This window comes from Burkholderia sp. BCC0419 (assembly GCF_902830285.1).
Classification (GTDB): domain Bacteria; phylum Pseudomonadota; class Gammaproteobacteria; order Burkholderiales; family Burkholderiaceae; genus Burkholderia.
This window is the reverse complement of record NZ_CADESR010000002.1, coordinates 814,263-832,748: the sequence shown is the minus strand read 5'-3', so window position 1 is coordinate 832,748 and position 18,486 is coordinate 814,263. Positions and strand designations below refer to the sequence as shown.

Genomic DNA, 18,486 nt, shown 5'->3' with positions numbered 1-18,486 from the left:
GAGGTGGGGAGCGGTGGATGCGGTTCGCGTCGCCGCGTGGGCCGGCGTTTCACGTCACGCGTTCGCGTGGATGCGCTCGCGGTCCCGGGCGGTATCGTCCGCTGTCGGGTCCGGGTAGAGATCCGGGATCAGGACTTTTCTCAACCAGACGAGCGGCGTGCCGAGCGCATTCGTCGAGCGGTCGAACGGGCGGTAGCCGTTGCGTTCGTAATACGACTGCAACCATGGATGGTTGGTCGCGGTCGCGAGATACGTCGCGGGCGCCTTGATTTGCGACGCCAGGAACTGCGTCTCGACGTGCGCGATCAGCGCGTTTCCGAATCCTTGGCGCTTGAACGCGGGGGCGACCGCGAACCAGTGCAGGAACGGATGCGGCGTGCGATGGCGTTCGCCGGATACCCATGGGAACCGCACGGTCAACGTGGCCGCGAGGGCCGTGCGGCCTTCCGGTGTCGCGTGTTCGAGCACGAACGTCGTTTCGCGTGCGACGGTCTGCGCGACGCGTTCGATCGGCGCGCGCGTGATCGTGAAGTGCACGCCCTGCGCCGCGAGCGGTGCGTATGCGTCCTGCAGCAACGCGTAGACGGCCGGCACGTCGTCCGCGCCGGCGATGCGGATCGTATCGGTCATGGCACGGTGCCCTCGAAGTCGGGTCGGCGTTCGTTCGTGCGTGCGCTCGGGTCTCGCGCGTTCGATCCGTCGCGCGCCGCGGTCGTGTCGTGATCGTCGGCAGGCGCCCCGGCCAGCAACCGAAGCGACGCAATTCGCGGCGCAGCATCGGCGAGCGGCGTGTCGACGACGAATTCGGCAATCCCGTGACGACGATGCAATGCGTCGAACTCGCGCAGCACGTCGTCGCGCGTGCCGTGCACGATCCGCGTTTCGCGCGGGTCGATCCGGTGCGGACCGCCGCCGGCCTGGCGGATGTATGCGTGCGCCTGTTCGAGGCTGCCGACGTTGACGGCGGGCGTGTCGCCCACCTGCACGCGGAAGCCCTGATGTCCGCTCGCGAGTCGCGCAGCCGCGTCGCGGCTGTCGGCCACGATCGCGGAGACGGCCAGCAGCGGCGTGCGGCCGCCCGACGCCTGGCGATAGGTGTCGAACGTTCGTTCCAGATCCGTCGCGGATGCATTCAGATGCGACGCGTAGACGAACGCCCAGCCGAGCCGTGCGGCGAGCGTCGCGCTTTCCGCGCTGGCGCCGAGCAGAAACGGTTGCGCGGGCACCGGTGGCTGCGGCGTCGCATGCAGCGTGGCGGCATCCTCACCGCTCGCATCGGCCGTCACATCGGTGCCCAGCAGATGGCGATTCAACTCGTCGGCCAGATCGGCGAAGGACGCGCGCCGCGCCGGATCGTAGCCGGCCTGCAGCGCGCGCGTCGACAGCGGCATGCCGCCCGGCGCCTTGCCGATGCCGAGATCGACGCGGCCGGGCGCGAGCGACGCGAGCAGGTTGAAATTTTCCGCGATCTTGTACGGACTGTAGTGCTGCAGCATCACGCCGCCCGATCCGACCCGAATGCGCCGCGTATGCGCGAGCACGTGTGCGATCAGGATTTCCGGCGTCGGGCACGCGAGCGCGGCGGTGTTGTGATGTTCGGCGAGCCAGTAGCGGTGATAGCCGGCGGCATCGGCGAAGCGCGCGAGCGATACGCTGCGCGCCAGCGCATCGGCGGCGGGTTCTCCCGGCGCAACGGGGCTCTTGTCGAGCACGCTCAAGCGGAACGGCAACGCGGACAGAGCGGACGAATCGGAGTTGGAACGGATGGCGTCGAACGTCATGATGAAGCGATCGGCGCGGGTCAAAACGGCCTGATCAACGGATTTTGCATGCCGAATTATTTTGCGCCGACGTTCGCACGGTCAAACAATCAAGAAGAATATCGAAAGCCGAAAATATTCGTTCCGGCCGACCGGGGGGCTTGCGTTATGGTCGTTGGCTGCACGCCTTGCGGCGCGTGCCGGAAGCCTGCCGGACGATCCGACGCGAGTGCGCTCGCCGTCGCGATGCCCGCATGCATGCTCCGACTCTCCGACCGAACGGAATCACGAGGAATGCGAATGAACGAGCAACGCGAACGACGTATGGCTTTCACGGTGTGCTATCGCGCGACGACCGGAGCCGCGTCATGAGCGGCGCACGCAGACGGCTGAAGACGCTCGTCGGCGCGGCGAGCGTGCTGTACGCGCCCGGCGATGCGGATGTCGCGCAGGGCGTGCAGCGCGCGGCATCGCTCGCGCGCAAGGCGGAAGCCGAGAAGATCACCGGCCTCTTTACCGCCGACCTGCTGCAGGCCGATGCGGCCGGCCTCGCCGGGACCACCGGCAGCCAGGAACCGATCGTCGCGCTGGCGGCGCTGAGCCAGGCGACATCGGCGATCGGGCTCGTCGCGACCGTGTCGACGACGTATCACCATCCGTACAACCTCGCGCGGCTGATCGGTACGCTCGATCACGTGAGCGGCGGCCGCGCGGCGTGGAACGCGGTGACGTCGTCGGTCGGGGAGGAGAATTTCGGCGACGCGGCACTGCCCGACCCGGAGCAGCGTTATGCGCGCGCGGCCGAATTCGTCGAAGTCGTCAACGCGCTGTTCGACGCGAACGATCCGCGCGCGACGCGGCGCGGGCAGGGCGGCGGCATCTCGGTCGATCCGCTCAAGCTCGGCGCGATCGACTATCGCGGCGCACATTTCCAGGTGCAGGGGCCGCTGAACGTGCCGCCTTCGCCGCAACGGCGGCCTGTGCTGTTCCAGGCGGGGCAGTCGGCAAGCGGCGTGGCGCTCGGCGCACGGTATGCGGAAGTCGTCTACACGTCGCAGCCGACACTCGACGACGCGCGCGCGTTCGTCGCCGAGCTGCACCGGCAGGCGGCCGTGTTCGGTCGCGGCGAGCGGCCGCCGCTTGTGATGAACTCGTTTCATTCGGTGATCGGCGAATCCGATGCCGACGTCGCGCGGCGGTTGCGCGACAAGCATGAACGGATCGACTACGAACAAGGCAGGCTGAAGCTCGCCGACATGCTGGGCGGCAGCGTGGACCTGCGCGGCCTGCCGTTCGACCAGCCGTTGCCGGGATCGCTGCTGCCGGCGATCGACAGCGTGCACCGCCGGCGCGGACGCGTGGCGATCTTCGTCGGCTACGCGCGCCAGCGGCTGACGCTGCGCGAGCTGATCATCCGTGCGCAGGAGACCGGCCACTGGTCCGTCGCCGGCACGCCCGAGCAGCTCGCCGATGCGATCGAGACGCGCTATCGCGCGGGGCTCGTCGACGTGCTGTCGCTGCACGGGCTCGGCCAGCCGGACCAGGAAGACTTGCTGCTCAACGGCTTGCTGCCCGAGTTGCGTCGGCGCGATCTGCTCGATACCGACTATGTGGGCGGCGATTTCCGCGCGAATCTGGAACTGCCGGCGTTGCGGCGGGAGGCCGCGGCGGCGTGAGCGGATGACACGCGCACCGTGCGTGGACGTTGGCCGGTGCGCGGTTCCGAGCATATCGCGCGATCAGATATCCATCGAAAAAATAACCATTTGGTACACGCTTCGGCGCGCATTACAGTCTCGCCTCCTGCCGGCTGCGAAGCCGGTCGTTCCGACGTTATTCCAGAAATGCGCCATATGAATCGTTTGATGCGTTCCAGGGTCCGCCGTGCCGCGGCCGCGCTGTTCGTGCTCGGCCTCGCGCCGGTTTCCCAGGCGGCCCAGCCGACGTTGCGCGTCGGCATCGACGCCGAGTCGTATCCGCCGTTCTTTTCGAAGGACGCCGGCGGCAAGTGGAAGGGCTGGGAAATCGACGTGCTCGATGCCGCGTGCGGCAAGCTGAACGTGCGGTGCGAGCTCACCGACATTGCGTGGGACGGCCTGATTCCGGCGTTGCAGAACCGCAGGATCGACGTGATCTGGTCGTCGATGACGATCACCGGCGAACGGCAGAAAGCGATCGATTTCAGCCGTGCGTATTACGAATCGCCGACGGTGTTCGTCGGCGCGAAAAGCGACCGGCGCCGCGTCGACTGCGCGGTTCCCGGGACCTTCAAGGGCCGCGTGCTCGGCGTCGAGGCCGGCACCAACTTCTCGGCGTTCCTCGATGCCCGCTTCAAGCAGGACGCGCAGATCAAGGCGTTCGACAAGTTCGACAATGCGCTCGCGGATCTGGTGTCCGGCCGTGTCGACTACGTACAGGAAGGCAAGGGGCTGTTCACGGCGTTCCTCGCGTCGCGCGACGGCAAGGACTTCGAGGTCAAGGCCACGTGCGCGGACGATCCGGTGCTGGGCCTCGGCGTCGGCGCGGGCGTGCGGCACGGCGATGCGCTGCGCGGCAAGCTGTCGACCGCGATCGCGCAACTGCAGCAGGACGGCACGTGGGATGCGATCACCGCCCGCTATCCGAACCTGAAAGGCACGATCGAGAAGGGTCGCTGAGCGCATGGCCGCGGACGATTCGCTGCTCGCGTTGCTCGCATTCGGCGACGGCGGTTATGGCCGCGTGTTCGCGAGCGCGTTCGCGCTGACGTTCGGCGTCGCGGCAGCGTCGTTCTGCACCGGCGTGCTGCTCGGCATCGCCGGCGCGCTCGGCAAGCTGTCGCGATACGCAGCGCTTGCGTGGCTCGTGCGGCTCTACACGACGCTTGTGCGCGCGCTGCCCGAGCTGTTATGCCTGCTGCTGGCGTTCTACGCAGTCGCGCCGGCTGTCGAGAACGCGCTGCGCGGCAGCGGCATCGTATCTAGCGACTTCGCGTTCGACCCGTTCGTCGTCGCCGCACTGTCGCTCGGTTTCATCCAGGGTGCGTATCTCACCGACATCTTCCGCGCGGCGCTCGTCAACGTCCCGGTCGGCCAGATCGAGGCCGCGCACGCGTACGGAATGACGCCATGGCAGACGTTCGCGCGCATCCGGCTCCCGGCCGCGGCGCGGCTCGCGCTGCCGGGCGTCGGCAACGTGTGGCTGAACGCGACCAAGGATGCGTCGTTCATCAGCGTGCTCGGCTCGTTCACGGATCTGCTGAAGGCGAGCCAGCTCGCGGCCGGTGCGACGCGGCACTACGTATTCTTCTATCTGGTCACGGCCTCGCTGTTCCTGCTGCTGAGCATCACGTCGACCGGCCTCTTCGCGGCGCTGGAACGGCATGCGAATCGCGGCACGAGGCGCGCGACGACATGATCTTCTCGCTGCCTTTCCTGCTCGACACGGTGATGCCGAAGCTGCTCGCCGCGGTGCCGACGACGCTGGCGCTGACGCTTGTGTCCGGCGCGGCCAGCGTGCTGCTGGGGGTGCCGCTCGCGCTCGCCGCCGGTGCACGCCATACGCCGCTGCGCTGGTCCGCGCGCAGCTGGCTCATGCTGATCCGCGGCACGCCGCTACTCGTTCAGCTCTATCTGCTGTACTACGGATTCGGGCAGATCGTTCCGCGCGAATGGATGCGCGACAGCTGGGCGTCGCCGCTGCTGCGCGACGCGTTCTGGTACGCGATCGTCGCGTTGAGCGTGAACGAGAGCGCGTATGTCGCGACGATCCTGCGCGGCGCGATCGCCGGCGTGCCGGCCGGCGAGATCGAGGCCGGACATGCATACGGGATGACGCGCATGCAGGTGCTGCGCCGCATCGTCGGCCCGCGTGCGTGGCGGCTTGCGCTGCCCGCGCTCACCGGCGAGGCGATCCTGCTGCTGAAATCGACAGTCCTCGCGTCGACCGTGACCGTGTTCGACGTGATGGGCACGGCCAATACGCTGCGCTTCGAGACGTTGCGCGTGTACGAACCGCTGGCCGGTGCGGCGATCGTCTATGTCGTGCTGGTCGCGCTGCTGACCATTCCTGCCGCCCGTCTCGAGCAGCGCGTCAATCGCTACCTGACGCGCGTACCCGACGACCGCATGCCCGCCCGGCGCCGCCGCGCGTCTTCGGGCGCATGGGCGGCACCCAACTGATTCCTGCCCTGGTACCGATTTCGACGATGTCCGATCCTCGCCCCTTGCTGTTTTCCCTGTATGAACAAGCCAGCGTCGGCTGCGGCGGCGCGCCGAGCCTGTGGACCCATCCCGCCGACGAACGGCTCCGCGCGAATACGCTGCCGTTCTGGTCGAACCTCGCGCGCACGGCCGAGCAGGCCGATCTCGACATGCTGTTCTTCGCGGACGTGCTCGGCCTGTACGACGTCTATGGCGGGTCGGCCGACGCGGCGCTGCAGTGGGCGGTCGAATCGCCCGCGAACGATCCGATGATGCTGATTCCGGCGCTCGTCGCACAGACCGAGCGGCTTGCGTTCGGGGTGACGGCGAGCACGACCTACGAGCATCCGTTCGCGCTTGCGCGCCGCTTCAGCACGCTCGATCATCTGAGCAACGGCCGGATCGGCTGGAACATCGTGACGTCCTACCTGACGAGCGCGGCGCGCAACTTCGGGCTCGACCGGATGATCGGCCACGACGAACGCTACGCGCGCGCGGAAGAATTTCTCGACGTCGTGTACAAGCTGTGGGAAGGAAGCTGGGCGGACGACGCGGTCGTCGCCGACAAGCACGCGCCGCGCTATGCGCGTGGCGACCGCGTGCGGCCGATCGCGCACGAAGGCACGCACTATCGCGTGCAGGGGCCACACGTCTGCGCGCCGTCGCCGCAGCGCTCGCCCGTGCTGATCCAGGCCGGCTGGTCGGGGCGCGGGCGCGAATTCGCGGCGAAGCACGCGGAGGTGGTGTTCGTCGCGAAGTCGAATCCGCACGAGATTCGCGCCGGCCTCGACGAGATTCGGCGGCTCGCGGCCGAACGCGGCCGGGCGGCGGACGACGTGAAGTCGTTGACGGTGCTGCGGATCGTGACCGCGCGCTCGTCGAGCGACGCGAAGGAGAAATACCACACGCTGCAGCAGCACTATCACCAGCACGCGCAACTCGTCAGCTATGCGGGCGACACCGGCATCGACATCGACCGCTATGCGGACGACGAACCGCTGACGACGCAGACGGAAGGGCTGACGTCCTACGTGGTGCGGCCCGACGGCAGCGGCAAGCCGCTCACCGCAGGCGACGTGCGGCGCAAGTTCGCGAGCGTCACGCGCGGCACCGACCTGATCCTCGTCGGCTCGCCGGACGAAGTCGCGGACCAGCTCGCCGAGCATGCGCAGCAGTCGACGACGAGCGGCTACATGCTCAATCCGCTGATCAGCCCGGGCACGCTCGACGATTTCGCCGAACTGATCGTGCCGGAACTGAAGAAGCGCGGCCTGTACCGGACGACGCCGCCGAGCGGCACCTTCCGTTCACGGCTGGGCGGCCGCGACCGCCTGCCGGACTCGGCCTATGGCGCTTCGTTCCGGTTTCCCGTGCCTGAAGCGGGCTGACGAGCCGATCGATACCGGGCGACTATCCGCGGAGTTGCGTGACATGACCCACGACGTACTGTTCCTGCTGCAACCGCATCGTGCCGACCGGAATCTTCCGGCATGAATCGCGCGACGAACGAGATCATGGACCCGACGCGCGAAGATCGATCCCATCGATCGGCGTTACCGCCCGTCCTGAGCGCCACGGGCATCGCGAAACGTTTCGACGCGACCGTCGCGCTGGCGGCGCTCGACCTGTCGATCGGCGCCGGAGAAGTCGTCGCGCTGATGGGCGCGAACGGCGCGGGCAAGTCGACCTTCGTCAAGATCCTGAGCGGCGCGCTGCAGGCGGACGGCGGCACGCTGATGCTGCGCGGCGAACCCTATCGGCCGGCGTCGCCGCACGCGGCCAAGCAGCTCGGCGTCGCGACCGTGCACCAGTCGGTGGCCGATGCGGTCGTGCCGACGCTGTCGATCGCCGACAACCTGCTGCTGGACCGGCTATGTGATCCGGCCTCGCCGTGGCGCGTGCCGCCGGCTGCCCGGCGTGCCTCGGCACGGTCGCTCGCCGAGCGGGTCGGGCTCGACGTCGATCTGGCGGCGCCGCTCGCATCGCTGTCGCTGGCCGACCAGCAGCGCGTGACCCTGGCGCGCGCGCTGGCCGGGCAGCCGTCGTTGCTGATTCTCGACGAGCCGACCGCCAGCCTGTCCGCGGCGGAGGCCGAGCGGCTGTTCGTGCTGGTGGATGCATTGCGCCGCGACGGCGTCGCCATCCTGCTGGTGTCGCATCGGCTCGGCGATTTGCGGCGTATCGCCGATCGCGCGGCGATCGTCCGCGACGGCCGGATCGTCGCCGATCTGGCCGCGCCGATCGATTTCGACGCCGCGGTGGAAACGATGATCGGCCGGCCGTTGCCGCGTGCGCGTGCAGCGGCGCCGGCGCGTGCCGGACTGGCCGGATCAGGATCCGGGCTCGGCTCAGGCTTCAGCGTGCGGCAGATCCGGCTGACGCCGACCAGTACGCCGTTCGACCTCGAGGTGCGGCGCGGCGAGATCGTCGCGATCGCGGGCCCGGTCGGCGGCGGCAAGTCGCGCTTCGCGCGGACGATCTTCGGCGCGGTGCAGGCGGCGGCCGGCGAGATGACGCTCGACGGCCGGCCGTGGCGGCCGCGTTCGCCGGCCGACGCGATTCGAGCCGGCGTATTCCTGGCCGGCGAGGATCGCTGGCGCACGTCGTTGTTTCCCGACAGCGTCCCGTTTGCATCGATCGCCGGCACGATCGGCTTTCCGTTCCTGTCGCGCTGGTTCGCGAGCGGCGCGGTGCGCCGAACGCGCGAACGCACGGCCGCCTCGGCGGCGATCGCACGGTTCGGCATTCGCTGCGAGGGGCCCGACGATCGCGTCGCGCACCTGTCCGGCGGCAACCAGCAGAAGGTCGTGCTCGCGCGCTGGCACGCCGAACCGGCGCGGCTGTTGCTGCTCGACGAGCCGTTCCAGGGCATCGATGCGGGTGCGCGCGCCGATATCGTCGATACGCTGCGGCGTCATGCGCATGAGCGCGCGACGATCGTGTTCGTCAGCAATCTCGAAGAAGCGGCCGAGATCGCCGATCGTATCGTGCGGTTCGATCGCGCGACGCTCGATTGCCCGCCTCCGACTTCTTCCATCGTGCGTGCCTGCTCATGAAACCCGTGACTTCTTCCGCTGTACATCATGCCGCATCCGTCGAACGGTCGCGCCCCGGGCCGCCACGCATCCGAGATGCGCTCGAACGGACGGGCATCCTGCTCGTGCTGGCCGTCCTCGTGGTCGTGTTCGCACTCAGGGAACCGGCATTCCTGAACCTCGACAATCTGTTCAGCATCCTGCAGGCGGTGTCGATCGTCGCGTTGCTCGGCGTCGGCGTGACGGTCACGCTTGCGGCCGGCGGTTTCGACCTGTCGGTCGGCAGCGTGGCCGCGACCGCGCAGATGGCCGCGAGCTACGTGCTGGTCGTCTGGCACGGTAGCGCGTGGGCGGCCGTGATCGCCTGCGTCGCGCTTGGCGTGGCCGCCGGGCTGTTCAACGGCTTGCTGATCACGCGGCTGCGCGTGCCGGACCAGCTCGCGACGCTCGGCACGCTGTTCCTGTTGGCCGGCCTGCAGTTGATCCCGACCGGCGGCCGTTCGCTCGCGACCGGCTCCGTGCTGCCCGACGGCACGGACGCGACGGGTGTGTTCCCCGACGCGTTCCTCGCGCTCGGCCGGCTGCGCGTGTTCGACGTCGTACCGTTGCCGGTACTGGTGCTCGCGGCCGTGACGGTGCTGGCCTGCATCACGATGGAAGCGACGCGCTGGGGCCGCGTGATCTACGCGATCGGCGGCAACGAAACGGCCGCGCGGCTGGCCGGCGCGCCGGCCGCGCGCTACCGCGTCGCCGCGTATGTCGTGTCGGGCGCGATCGCGTCGCTGGGCGGCGTGCTGATCGCCGCGCGGGTCGGCCGCGGCGACGTGAGCGCGGGACACTCGCTGCTGCTCGACGCGGTGGCCGCCGCGCTGATCGGTTACGCGGTGTGGGGCGCGAAGCGGCCCAACGTGTTCGGCACGGTCGTCGGCGCGGTGTTCGTCGGCGTGCTGCTCAACGGGCTGACGATGCTGAACGCACCCTACTATATGCAGGATTTCATCAAGGGCGTGCTGCTCGTGCTGGCCCTTGCGTTTACGTTCGGCATCGGTCGCCGCGCGGATGCCCGGGCGTGATGCGTGAGGTCGCCAAGCGTTGGCGCAGGCACGGACGGGTTCGAAGAATCTTCAGGCCGGACTGTTTGTTATCCAAAGTAATATCGATTGCCGAATCGGTCGGTTTGAGTTCGCGTGCCGTGCTGATAGATTGAGCCGATATCGTCCTATACGGAGACAGAGACGCCATGCGCTCGTTGCTTCACCGAAAGTCGCGCCTCGAACCGAAACTCGGTGCACTCGTGCTGGGCGCCGCGCTCGTGCTGGGTATGCCCACGGCACACGCCGGCCCGCTCAAGGGCGCGCCGGCGCCGTTCGACAAGGGCGGCGTGAAGATCGCGCTCGTCAACTACCTGTCGACCGGCGATTTCTTCCAGGCCTACGAAGCCGGTGCGCAGAAGCAGGCACGCGCGCTCGGCGTCGAACTGCGCATCTACGAAGGCCGGCAGGATGCGGCCGAGCAGCGCGAGCAGATTCAGCAGGCGATCAGCATCGGCGTGTCCGCGATCATCGTCAATCACGGCTTGCCGGAATCGCTGAAGGACGTCGTTCAGCGTGCGCTGGACAAAGGCATCAAGGTCGTCGCGTTCGACGTCGATCTCGCCAATCCGAAGGTGCCGCAGATCGAGCAGAACGATCGCGACCTCGCGAACCTGCTGCTCGATCAGGCCGTGAAGGACAACGGCGACGCGTTCTCGGCAGGGTACGTGTACGTGGCCGGATTCGCGCCGCTCGACCGGCGCGATGCCGCGTGGCGCGATTTCAAGCGCGCGCACCCGAAGGTTCGGGAAAAGGCGCGCTGGGGCACCGTCGACAATCCGATCGCGCAATCGGTCGCGAACCAGGCGGCCGCCGCGTATCGCGCCAATCCCGACATTCGCGTCGTGTTCGCGCCGTACGACGAGTTCGCACGCGGCGCGAAGCTCGCGGCCGACGAGGCCCGGCTGTCGTCGAAGCTGCGCATCTACAGCGCGGACGTGTCGACGGCCGACATCGAGGCCATCCGCGCGCCGAACAGCGCCTGGGTCGCGACGGCTGCGACCAATCCGGCGGTCGTCGGCGCCGTGTCGGTGCGGGCCGCGGCATTGCTGGTCGCCGGGCAAAACCCGGGCGCGCGCATTGCGGTCAAGCCGACGCTGATCACGCGCGACGATCTCGTGAAGAACGACATTCATACCGTGGCCGAGCTCGGCGCGAAGTTTCCGGCGTTCCGCGCGAGCGACGCGGCGACGGCCGCGTGGATTCCGGCGATCGACTGATCGCCCCGGCACGCAACGCACTGATCCGTCGCTTGCGTGCCGCCTACCCATGACTTGACCATGACGACCCTGAACGACTATCTCGCACAAAAGCGCGACGCGTGGCACGCGAAGCAGCAGGCCGCCCGCAACGATCCCGATTTCAAGGCGACGCCGCTGAAGGCGACCGTGCGTGCGCTCGGTCGCAGCGGCGTGCGCGAGATCCGGATTCGCGACTTCCAGGTGATCAGCGACAGCCCGCCCGATTTCGCGGGCTACAACCTCGGGCCTGCGTCGCCGGAACTGCAGCTTGGCGTGCTCGGCAGCTGCCTCACGCACATCACGTTGATCCAGGCCGCGGAGCGGGGCCTGAAGATCGACGCGATCGAAGTCGAAGTCACCGGCGACCAGCATCCGCTCGCGCAACAGCCGGGGTTCGAGCATGTTCCGGTCTTCCCGCACAACATCCGCTATACGCTGGACATCGTGTCGCCGGAGCCGCCGGAAGCCATCCGCGCATTGCATCAGGCGGTCGAGGCGGTGTGCCCGATCTTCAACCTGCTGAGATTACCGCAGAACATCGACGGGGAATTGCGGCATACCAGCGGGTAGGGCGCTGGCGCGGTGATGTGCGGCCGAGTTTTAAAACAAAATAGATGCATTGTGATAAGAATACTTATTATCCAGATGGCGGTGATGCGAATGCATGGCATCGACGGAATCGCACCATCGCGTGTCCGAGAGACGCGGTCACGACGCTAGCTGGTCGACTCGTTCGTCACGTCATGACGATAGGCGCGCGGCGAGCAGCCCACGATGCGTTTGAACGCATGGCCGAACGCGCTATCCGAGTCGTAGCCGAGCCGCTGCGCGATCGCCGATATCGACGCGTTCGAGCGGCGCAGTTCGCGCATCGCCAGCTGTATCCGCCACCGCAGCACGTATTCGAGCGGCCCGAACCCGAGCCGCCGCTTGAAATGCAGCGCGAACGTCGAACGCGACACGTGGCAGCAGGCCGCCAGTGCGTCGACGGTCCAGCGTCGTTCGGGCGCGGCGTGAATCGCGGCCAGCGCCGCGCTGACTCGCGAATCCGCGAACCCGGCCAGCCACCCGACATCGCCGTTCGCGCCGGCGTCCACATAGCGCCGCAGGATCTGCACGAGCATCATGTGCCCGAGATGTCGAACCATCAGCGACCCGCCTGGCGACGACGCGCCGAATTCCCGTGCGAGCTGCTGCAGCGACCAGCGCAACACCGCCGCCGGTTCGGAATCACCGCTCACGATCACCACGGGCGGCAGGTTGCCGAGCAGCAGCGGCATGCCTTCCTCGTAGGCGAAGCGGCCGCCGATCAGAAAACAGTCGGCCGGTTCGCCATAGTGCGCGATACCGTGTTCGACATGCCGGTACACGTCGGCGACAGGCACCGGCGCGACCGACGGATCGCTCGCCAGCGAAAATGCCCGCGGCGCGGCGAGCAGGAAGCAGTCTCCCGCGTGTAACCGGACGGGCGGTCCCGCACCGTCGACGGTCAGCCAGCAACTGCCTTCGACCACCGCGTTGAACTTGATCCCGTCGGGCGGGGGAAGGTCGACCGCCCACGGGCCGCCGGCCCGCAGGCCGGTGAAAATCGAGTCGCGCGTTTCCAGCAGCGACAGCACTTCCGATAGCGGGTCCACGCACAATCCCCGGACGATCTCGACGAAAAACCGGATTCTATTGCATTCACAGTCCGGGTGTGCCGCCGGAGAATGATCTCGTGCAGTGACGCGGCCGATGGGCGGCCGCGTGCTTTGCGCACCGTTCGTGGAGCCTTCAATGACGAGCAGGCAGCACCCCCTTCATTCCGGATTCGGCGTGGCCTCGACGGCGAGCGACGTCCTGGCCGGCTTCGACCTGCGCGGCAAGACCGCCATCGTCACGGGCGGCCATTCGGGTCTCGGGCTTGAAACCACGCGTGCACTGGCGCAGGCCGGCGCACGCGTCGTCGTCGGCGCACGGAGCGCCGCGGCCGCGCGCGAAGCGACGCACGGCATCGCCGGCGTGGAGGTCGCGACGCTCGATCTCGCGGATCCCGTTAGCGTGGCCGCATTCGCCGCGCGGTTCGTCGACGCGCGGCGCAACGTGCATATCGTCATCAACAGCGCGGGCATCATGGCGTGCCCGGAGACCCGCGTCGGCGACGGGCGGGAAGCGCAGATGGCCGTCAATCACCTCGGTCACTACGCGCTCGTCAACCGGCTGTGGCCTGCGCTCGCGCACGGCGACGGCGCGCGCGTGGTCGCGGTGTCGTCGCTCGGGCACCGGCTGTCGCCGATCCGCTGGGACGATATCGAGTTCGCGCGCGGTTACGACAAATGGCTGGCGTACGCGCAGTCGAAGACCGCCAATGCATTGTTCGCGGTGCAGCTCGACGTGCTCGGCGCGCCGTTCGGCGTCCGAGCGTATTCGCTGCATCCCGGCAAGATCGCGACGCCGCTGCAGCGTCATCTGACGCGAGAGGAAATGATGGCGCAGGGCTGGGTCGACGAGCACGGCGTGCCGGTCGATCCGACGTTCAAGACGCCTGCGCAGGGGGCGGCAACCCAGGTATGGGCGGCGACGTCGCCGCGCATCGCCGAGCTCGGCGGCGTCTATTGCGAGGATTGCGACGTTGCGGTGGTGACGCGCGGCAACGAGGAATCGGGCGTGCGGCCGCATGCGATCGATCCGGAGGAGGCAGCGCGGCTGTGGGCGTGGTCCGCGGCAGCGACGGGCGTCGATGCCTTTGCGGCGCGGGGCTGACGCCCGAGCATTCGACGCACGCCGCGCGGGTATCGGCCGCGGCACGACACCTGCGCGTGGCAGCCTATCCGCGCGTCTGCCGCAGCGCGCGCCCCATTTCCGCGATCGGCATCGCGACGATCGAATTCAGCAACCGCATTTCCCCGGCGTCCGGATGCGCGATGTGCCGCATTTCATCGAGCGTCTGTTCGACGTGACGATCGAGGGGGGCGCGCAATCAGCGTGCTAGCCGCCATGGCTGCTCCTGCGGCGTTGCGCGGCCTTCAGCGCGGTAGCTTCCGAAATCTCGACCGACGACTCGGCGTACAGGCGCACGCCGAGCTCGCCCATCAGCAGCATGACCTTGCCGATTTGCGCGGTCGGCTTGCCGGCTTCCACCTGACTGATGAATTTCGGTGACAGCCCGGTCGCGTTCGCGAGTTCGTCCCGCGTGAACCCCTGCTGGATCCGCGCCGCACGAACGAGGTGGGCGAGCGCACCGATCGTGTCGACGGACTGAGGCTCCGACATGACGTTCTCCGTGCTTCGTATCTGATCGGGAACAGTATTGCAGAATTGCCGAGCCGGGCGTCGTTTCGTACCCGAGCGGGAACCGAGTGTCGGGAATTTGCCGCAGAGAGCGTGTCCGTATCTGATCGGATACGAAGAAGGAGGGGCGGCCGTCGGGGCCCTTGCCGCTGCATGGCCGTGAAAGCGGTGCACGATTCAAGTCCGTGCAGCACGCTCGCTCGAACGCACATCGTCCGGTCAGCGCAAACCGCGGGCCATATAACGGCGGCCCTTCGCCACCGTGCTCGCAGAACGCCCCTTTCTACAATTCCCGCCGACCCACTACACGCGCCGCCATACCCCGAAAGCAGGCCCGATCCTTGCGACCGGCAAGCGTCGGCGGCGGCGTTCGCGCCCCGACACATGACGATTTGCACGGGAGGCGCGTATGGAGCCGATGCCGGTCGTACTGCAATGGCAAGACGTTCTCGTCAGGATCGCGCTGGCGCTCGTCGCGGGCGGACTGATCGGCGTCGATCGCAGCGAATCCGGCAAGACGGCCGGCCTGCGCACGACGATCCTCGTCTGTCTCGCCGCGTGCCTGTCGATGCTGCAGGTCAATGCGCTGCTGCTGCAGGCGGGCAAGCCGGAGGGCGCGTTTTCGGTGCTCGACCCGATGCGGCTGCCGCTCGGCATCCTGACCGGGATGGGCTTCATCGGCGGCGGCGCGATTCTTCATCGCGACGGCCTCGTGTCCGGCGTCACCACGGCCGCGACGCTGTGGTTCGTGACGGTCATCGGGCTGTGCATCGGCGGCGGCCAGTTGTCGCTCGGCGCGCTCGGGCTGGTGCTCGCGCTGCTGGTCGTCTGGCCGCTGCGGTTCGTCGAGCGGCGCTTGCGGGGTGTCAGGACCGCGCTGGTCACGATCGAATATCCGCCGGGCTCGGCGGTGCGCGAACAACTGGCCGCGAAGCTGCGCGACGCGGGCTTCACGTGCCGGACGAAAAGCTTTTGCGAAGCGGCCGCACGCGCGGTGCGCGAGGAAGAACTGTTCGTGCAGTGGCGCGAAGCGAGCGGCGCCGACGCGATGCTGAAGCAGCTGATGCGGATCGTCGAATCGGCCGGCCTGACGTCGGTCCGCTGCTCGACGGAGAACTGACCAGCGCGGCGGCCGGAACGCGCGATGCTCGGGCTGCTGGCCGCCGTGGGCGGCTTTGCCAAGGAGCGAAACATGACAGGTGTATCGGAAGGGATGACACGCGACGCCGCGACCATCGGCCCGACGCCGAGCCTGCGCGATGCGGTCAGGCTGATGAGCGACCTGAACGTCGGCGCGCTGCCCGTATGCGACGGCACGCATGGCGGGGATGATCGGAGAACGTAGCAGACGCACAAGCAGTATGCCGGCACCGATTGCAGTCAACGACGCGACGAAACGGTCGGGTGCCACGCGCGCGATCGCAATCCCGGCGACAGCAGTGACGGTCGTCGTAATGACGAATCATGCCGCGCGCACGATGCCGTAGCATTTCTGCATGCCTTTCATCGTCGCCGGCTTGTATGCTGCTGCCATCGCGGGAATGCCGGAACCGATCGATCCCGGTATGTGAGAGAGGTGCCGGCGGGCGAAAAGTATTCGCGCGTCGATAAAAAATCATGAACGGCGGCCACGCAGGCGCGCACGGGTTGCTCGATACTGCGTGCGCCGCCTGACGACGGTTACTGCCTGATTCCTTCCGCCTGGATGTGCAGTGTCGTCTTGAGGCTGAACCCGTAGTCCTTGCCGTAGCTCATCCCGAAATCGCCTCGGTCGAACGTTGCGGTGGCTTCCGTGCCACATACTTCCTTTTTCAACATCGGGTTCTGGAAGCACTTGAACGACTGGAGCTTGAGGTTCAACGGCCGCGTCACGCCATGCATCGTCAGCGTTCCGACAACTTCGCTCGGTTGCGAGCCGCGAAACACGATTCGGGTTCCCTTGTAGACGGCCGTCGGGAATTTTTCGACATCGAAGAACTTGTCCGATTTCAGATCGCCGTCGAGCTGCGTACTCCCCGTATCGACCGACGAAGTCTGGATTGTTACGTCTACCGTGCCGGTTTTGGCTGCACGGTCCAGTACGACGGTTCCGCTGCTTTTCGTGAATTTGCCGCGCCAGATCGATACGCCGCCAAAGTGATCCGCCTCGAAACTGGGGTAGGTATGGTTGGGATCGAGCTGATAGGTTTCGGATGCGTGAACGCTCGCGGCCATGGTAAGGCTCAACGCGGACAGAACGGGAATAACGAATTTTTTCATGATGTTTTCCTGATGATCTCTTCCAGTTATTCGGCAGACTTCGGCGGATTGGTCGTCGAGAAGATATAGCGGGCAAATTGCCATGTGCCGTCCTTCGAGCGATGGAAGATGAAGATCTCCTGGTTGCCCTCAGCGCTTTGCTTGCTGGTGCTCAGCACAGTTTGCGTGCCGCTGGAATGGGTTCTGGCAAACGCCCAGTCGTTCGAAAGCCGCTTGACTTCGTCGATCTTGAACGTCACGTTCAGCTTGATCGTCTTGAAGATGGTGTCATAGGCCTTCCGGACGTTGTCCTTGCCGATCACCGTCGGAAAGCTCTGCGGCATGAAAACCGCATCGTCGGCATACAGCTTCATCACCTCGTCGGTATTCGACGTATTCAGCGCCTTCTCGTATCGATGAAGCTGGCTGGTAATCGCTTCGGTTGTCGCGCGATTGCTTTCGGGTTGCGCCGCCGATGCGGCGACCGGCAGGAAGGCAAGCGCCAGGACCGCAGAAACGACCGATGTGTTCAGTTTCTTGTACATGGCAACCTCTGGATGAAATGATGCGTAAAGGAGCCTGACGGGACGGATCGCAACATGCGTCCCGTCCAGGTCATCACACGCGAACGACAAGCTTGCCGAGCGCGCGGTTGCTTTCGATCAGCTCATGGGCCTTCCGGACCTCGTCGAACGCGAAGGTTCGCTCGAGTGACGAAGGCAGGCGCTTGTCAGCGATGTCGTCTGCAATCATCCGCAGTGGCGTGTTGTCGAGCGGCAGCGCCGGTGTGCCGAACAGCTGGCTCGGGAAAAAACTCAACCGCACCGCGGGCGGCAGGTCGGCCATCAGGTTGAACTGCTCGAGCACGGGTGGCCCCCCGAGCAGCCCGATGACCGTGACGGCGCCGAACGGGCGCAACGTCTTCGCCGTGTCGCGCAGGGTCGATGCGCCGACGATTTCGAGCGCCGCGTCGATGCCCTCTGGAAAGAGGCGCTGCACGTCGTCGGCAATCGCGCCGGAGTCGATGACGACCTTGTCCGCGCCGGCCCGGAACAGCCGCTCTTCATTCCTGGCGGAGCGCGTCGTCGCCACCACGTGAAGGCCAGACACCTTCGCATAAGTTACGGCGGCGAGGCCGACCGTCGACGTCGCGCCGCGTACCAGCAGCGTCTGGCCCGCCTCGATGCCGAGGCTTCGGTGCAGCGCGCCCCAGATCGTCAGGTAAGCCTGCGGCAGCGCTGCGAGCTCTTCCCACGACGACGTGGTGCCGTCCAGATCGATCACGTTGCTACGCAATACGGTCACTTCTTCGGCATAGCTGCCGTGCCGCGTAAACTGCAAACCGCCCATTGCAGTTGCCACGCGCTGACCGATCCGGAACTTGCCGAACGCATCTTCGACGATTTCGCCGACTGCCTCGATGCCAGGCACCCGCGGCCCATCGATCGGGCCCATCTTGCCGGCGCGCAGGTACGTTTCGGCGCGGTTGAGACCAAAGGCGCGCACACGGATACGAACTTCATCGGCATTCGGCGCGACCGACGGAATGTCGCGAATTTGCAGGACGTCGGGGCCGCCGGCCCGTTCAATTACGTAAGCTTTCACGATGTCTTCTCGTTTCAGGATGGAGTAGCCGGCCAGTCGACGCGTGGGGAAACAGCGCCGACCGG

The 18,486-nt window shown here is 67.1% G+C and carries 19 protein-coding genes and 1 pseudogene; 12 read left to right on the top strand and 8 right to left on the bottom strand.

The window, feature by feature from the left end:
- Positions 1–54: 54 nt before the first annotated feature.
- Complete coding sequence (locus HWW87_RS17260; protein ID WP_175821300.1) at positions 55–630, bottom strand: GNAT family N-acetyltransferase; 576 nt, start codon at positions 628–630, stop codon at positions 55–57.
- The gene (locus HWW87_RS17255) at positions 627–1,781 is read right to left on the bottom strand and encodes an MsnO8 family LLM class oxidoreductase (RefSeq protein ID WP_175821299.1); all 1,155 of its coding nucleotides are present in this window, start codon (positions 1,779–1,781) and stop codon (positions 627–629) included. Before HWW87_RS17255 ends, HWW87_RS17260 begins: the two co-directional genes overlap by 4 nt.
- Positions 1,782–2,128: 347 nt before the next feature.
- Here HWW87_RS17255 and HWW87_RS17250 point away from each other — a divergent pair, with 347 nt between their 5' ends.
- From HWW87_RS17250 to HWW87_RS17210, 9 genes are all read left to right on the top strand, one after another.
- Positions 2,129–3,436 (top strand): NtaA/DmoA family FMN-dependent monooxygenase, encoded by a 1,308-nt coding sequence (locus tag HWW87_RS17250; RefSeq protein WP_175821298.1) that lies wholly within the window; start codon positions 2,129–2,131, stop codon positions 3,434–3,436.
- Positions 3,437–3,613: 177 nt separating this feature from the next.
- Positions 3,614–4,417, top strand: coding sequence for a transporter substrate-binding domain-containing protein (locus HWW87_RS17245; protein ID WP_175821297.1), 804 nt, complete (start codon positions 3,614–3,616; stop codon positions 4,415–4,417).
- A gap of 4 nt (positions 4,418–4,421) precedes the next feature.
- Positions 4,422–5,156 (top strand): ABC transporter permease subunit, encoded by a 735-nt coding sequence (locus HWW87_RS17240; protein ID WP_175821296.1) that lies wholly within the window; start codon positions 4,422–4,424, stop codon positions 5,154–5,156.
- Positions 5,153–5,920: an ABC transporter permease subunit gene (locus HWW87_RS17235; RefSeq protein ID WP_175821295.1), complete on the top strand. Its 768-nt coding sequence runs from the start codon at positions 5,153–5,155 to the stop codon at positions 5,918–5,920. The genes HWW87_RS17240 and HWW87_RS17235 overlap by 4 nt, the downstream gene beginning before the upstream one ends.
- A 26-nt stretch (positions 5,921–5,946) precedes the next feature.
- Positions 5,947–7,329 carry an LLM class flavin-dependent oxidoreductase gene (locus tag HWW87_RS17230; protein WP_175821294.1) on the top strand — a complete coding sequence of 461 codons (1,383 nt, stop codon included), beginning with the start codon at positions 5,947–5,949 and terminating at the stop codon, positions 7,327–7,329.
- Positions 7,330–7,431: 102 nt separating this feature from the next.
- Positions 7,432–8,997, top strand: coding sequence for a sugar ABC transporter ATP-binding protein (locus HWW87_RS17225; protein WP_175821293.1), 1,566 nt, complete (start codon positions 7,432–7,434; stop codon positions 8,995–8,997).
- Positions 8,994–10,049 (top strand): ABC transporter permease, encoded by a 1,056-nt coding sequence (locus tag HWW87_RS17220; RefSeq protein ID WP_175821292.1) that lies wholly within the window; start codon positions 8,994–8,996, stop codon positions 10,047–10,049. The genes HWW87_RS17225 and HWW87_RS17220 overlap by 4 nt, the downstream gene beginning before the upstream one ends.
- Positions 10,050–10,216: 167 nt before the next feature.
- Positions 10,217–11,287 carry a substrate-binding domain-containing protein gene (locus tag HWW87_RS17215; protein WP_175821291.1) on the top strand — a complete coding sequence of 357 codons (1,071 nt, stop codon included), beginning with the start codon at positions 10,217–10,219 and terminating at the stop codon, positions 11,285–11,287.
- A gap of 60 nt (positions 11,288–11,347) precedes the next feature.
- The gene (locus tag HWW87_RS17210) at positions 11,348–11,878 is read left to right on the top strand and encodes an OsmC family protein (protein ID WP_175821290.1); all 531 of its coding nucleotides are present in this window, start codon (positions 11,348–11,350) and stop codon (positions 11,876–11,878) included.
- Positions 11,879–12,024: 146 nt separating this feature from the next.
- Here HWW87_RS17210 and HWW87_RS17205 read toward each other — a convergent pair whose 3' ends face one another.
- On the bottom strand, positions 12,025–12,945 hold the full coding sequence (locus HWW87_RS17205) for an AraC family transcriptional regulator (RefSeq protein WP_175821289.1): 921 nt from the start codon (positions 12,943–12,945) through the stop codon (positions 12,025–12,027).
- A gap of 139 nt (positions 12,946–13,084) precedes the next feature.
- On the opposite strand from HWW87_RS17205, the gene HWW87_RS17200 reads away from it, so the two are divergent.
- Positions 13,085–14,050, top strand: a complete 966-nt coding sequence (locus HWW87_RS17200) for an SDR family NAD(P)-dependent oxidoreductase (RefSeq protein ID WP_175821288.1) — start codon at positions 13,085–13,087, stop codon at positions 14,048–14,050.
- A 64-nt stretch (positions 14,051–14,114) separates the two neighbouring features.
- Here HWW87_RS17200 and HWW87_RS17195 read toward each other — a convergent pair.
- Together HWW87_RS17195 and HWW87_RS17190 are read right to left on the bottom strand one after the other, a co-directional pair.
- Positions 14,115–14,258: pseudogene (locus HWW87_RS17195) on the bottom strand (type II toxin-antitoxin system HipA family toxin); the annotation flags it as partial.
- Between the two features lie 17 nt (positions 14,259–14,275).
- The gene (locus HWW87_RS17190; RefSeq protein ID WP_175821287.1) at positions 14,276–14,560 is read right to left on the bottom strand and encodes a helix-turn-helix transcriptional regulator; all 285 of its coding nucleotides are present in this window, start codon (positions 14,558–14,560) and stop codon (positions 14,276–14,278) included.
- 427 nt (positions 14,561–14,987) lie between these two features.
- Here HWW87_RS17190 and HWW87_RS17185 point away from each other — a divergent pair, with 427 nt between their 5' ends.
- Both HWW87_RS17185 and HWW87_RS17180 read left to right on the top strand, forming a co-directional pair.
- Positions 14,988–15,698, top strand: a complete 711-nt coding sequence (locus tag HWW87_RS17185; protein ID WP_175821286.1) for an MgtC/SapB family protein — start codon at positions 14,988–14,990, stop codon at positions 15,696–15,698.
- Between the two features lie 24 nt (positions 15,699–15,722).
- Positions 15,723–15,923: a CBS domain-containing protein gene (locus HWW87_RS17180; protein ID WP_244107281.1), complete on the top strand. Its 201-nt coding sequence runs from the start codon at positions 15,723–15,725 to the stop codon at positions 15,921–15,923.
- A gap of 335 nt (positions 15,924–16,258) precedes the next feature.
- Here the strand turns inward: HWW87_RS17180 and HWW87_RS17175 are convergent, their stop codons facing one another.
- The 3 genes from HWW87_RS17175 to HWW87_RS17165 form a co-directional block, all read right to left on the bottom strand.
- The gene (locus HWW87_RS17175) at positions 16,259–16,837 is read right to left on the bottom strand and encodes a YceI family protein (protein WP_175821285.1); all 579 of its coding nucleotides are present in this window, start codon (positions 16,835–16,837) and stop codon (positions 16,259–16,261) included.
- A 26-nt stretch (positions 16,838–16,863) separates the two neighbouring features.
- A complete protein-coding gene (locus HWW87_RS17170; RefSeq protein ID WP_175821284.1) occupies positions 16,864–17,361 on the bottom strand; it encodes an SgcJ/EcaC family oxidoreductase in 498 nt (165 codons plus the stop codon).
- Positions 17,362–17,434: 73 nt separating this feature from the next.
- Positions 17,435–18,421, bottom strand: coding sequence for a zinc-binding dehydrogenase (locus tag HWW87_RS17165; protein WP_175821283.1), 987 nt, complete (start codon positions 18,419–18,421; stop codon positions 17,435–17,437).
- Positions 18,422–18,486: the final 65 nt, after the last annotated feature.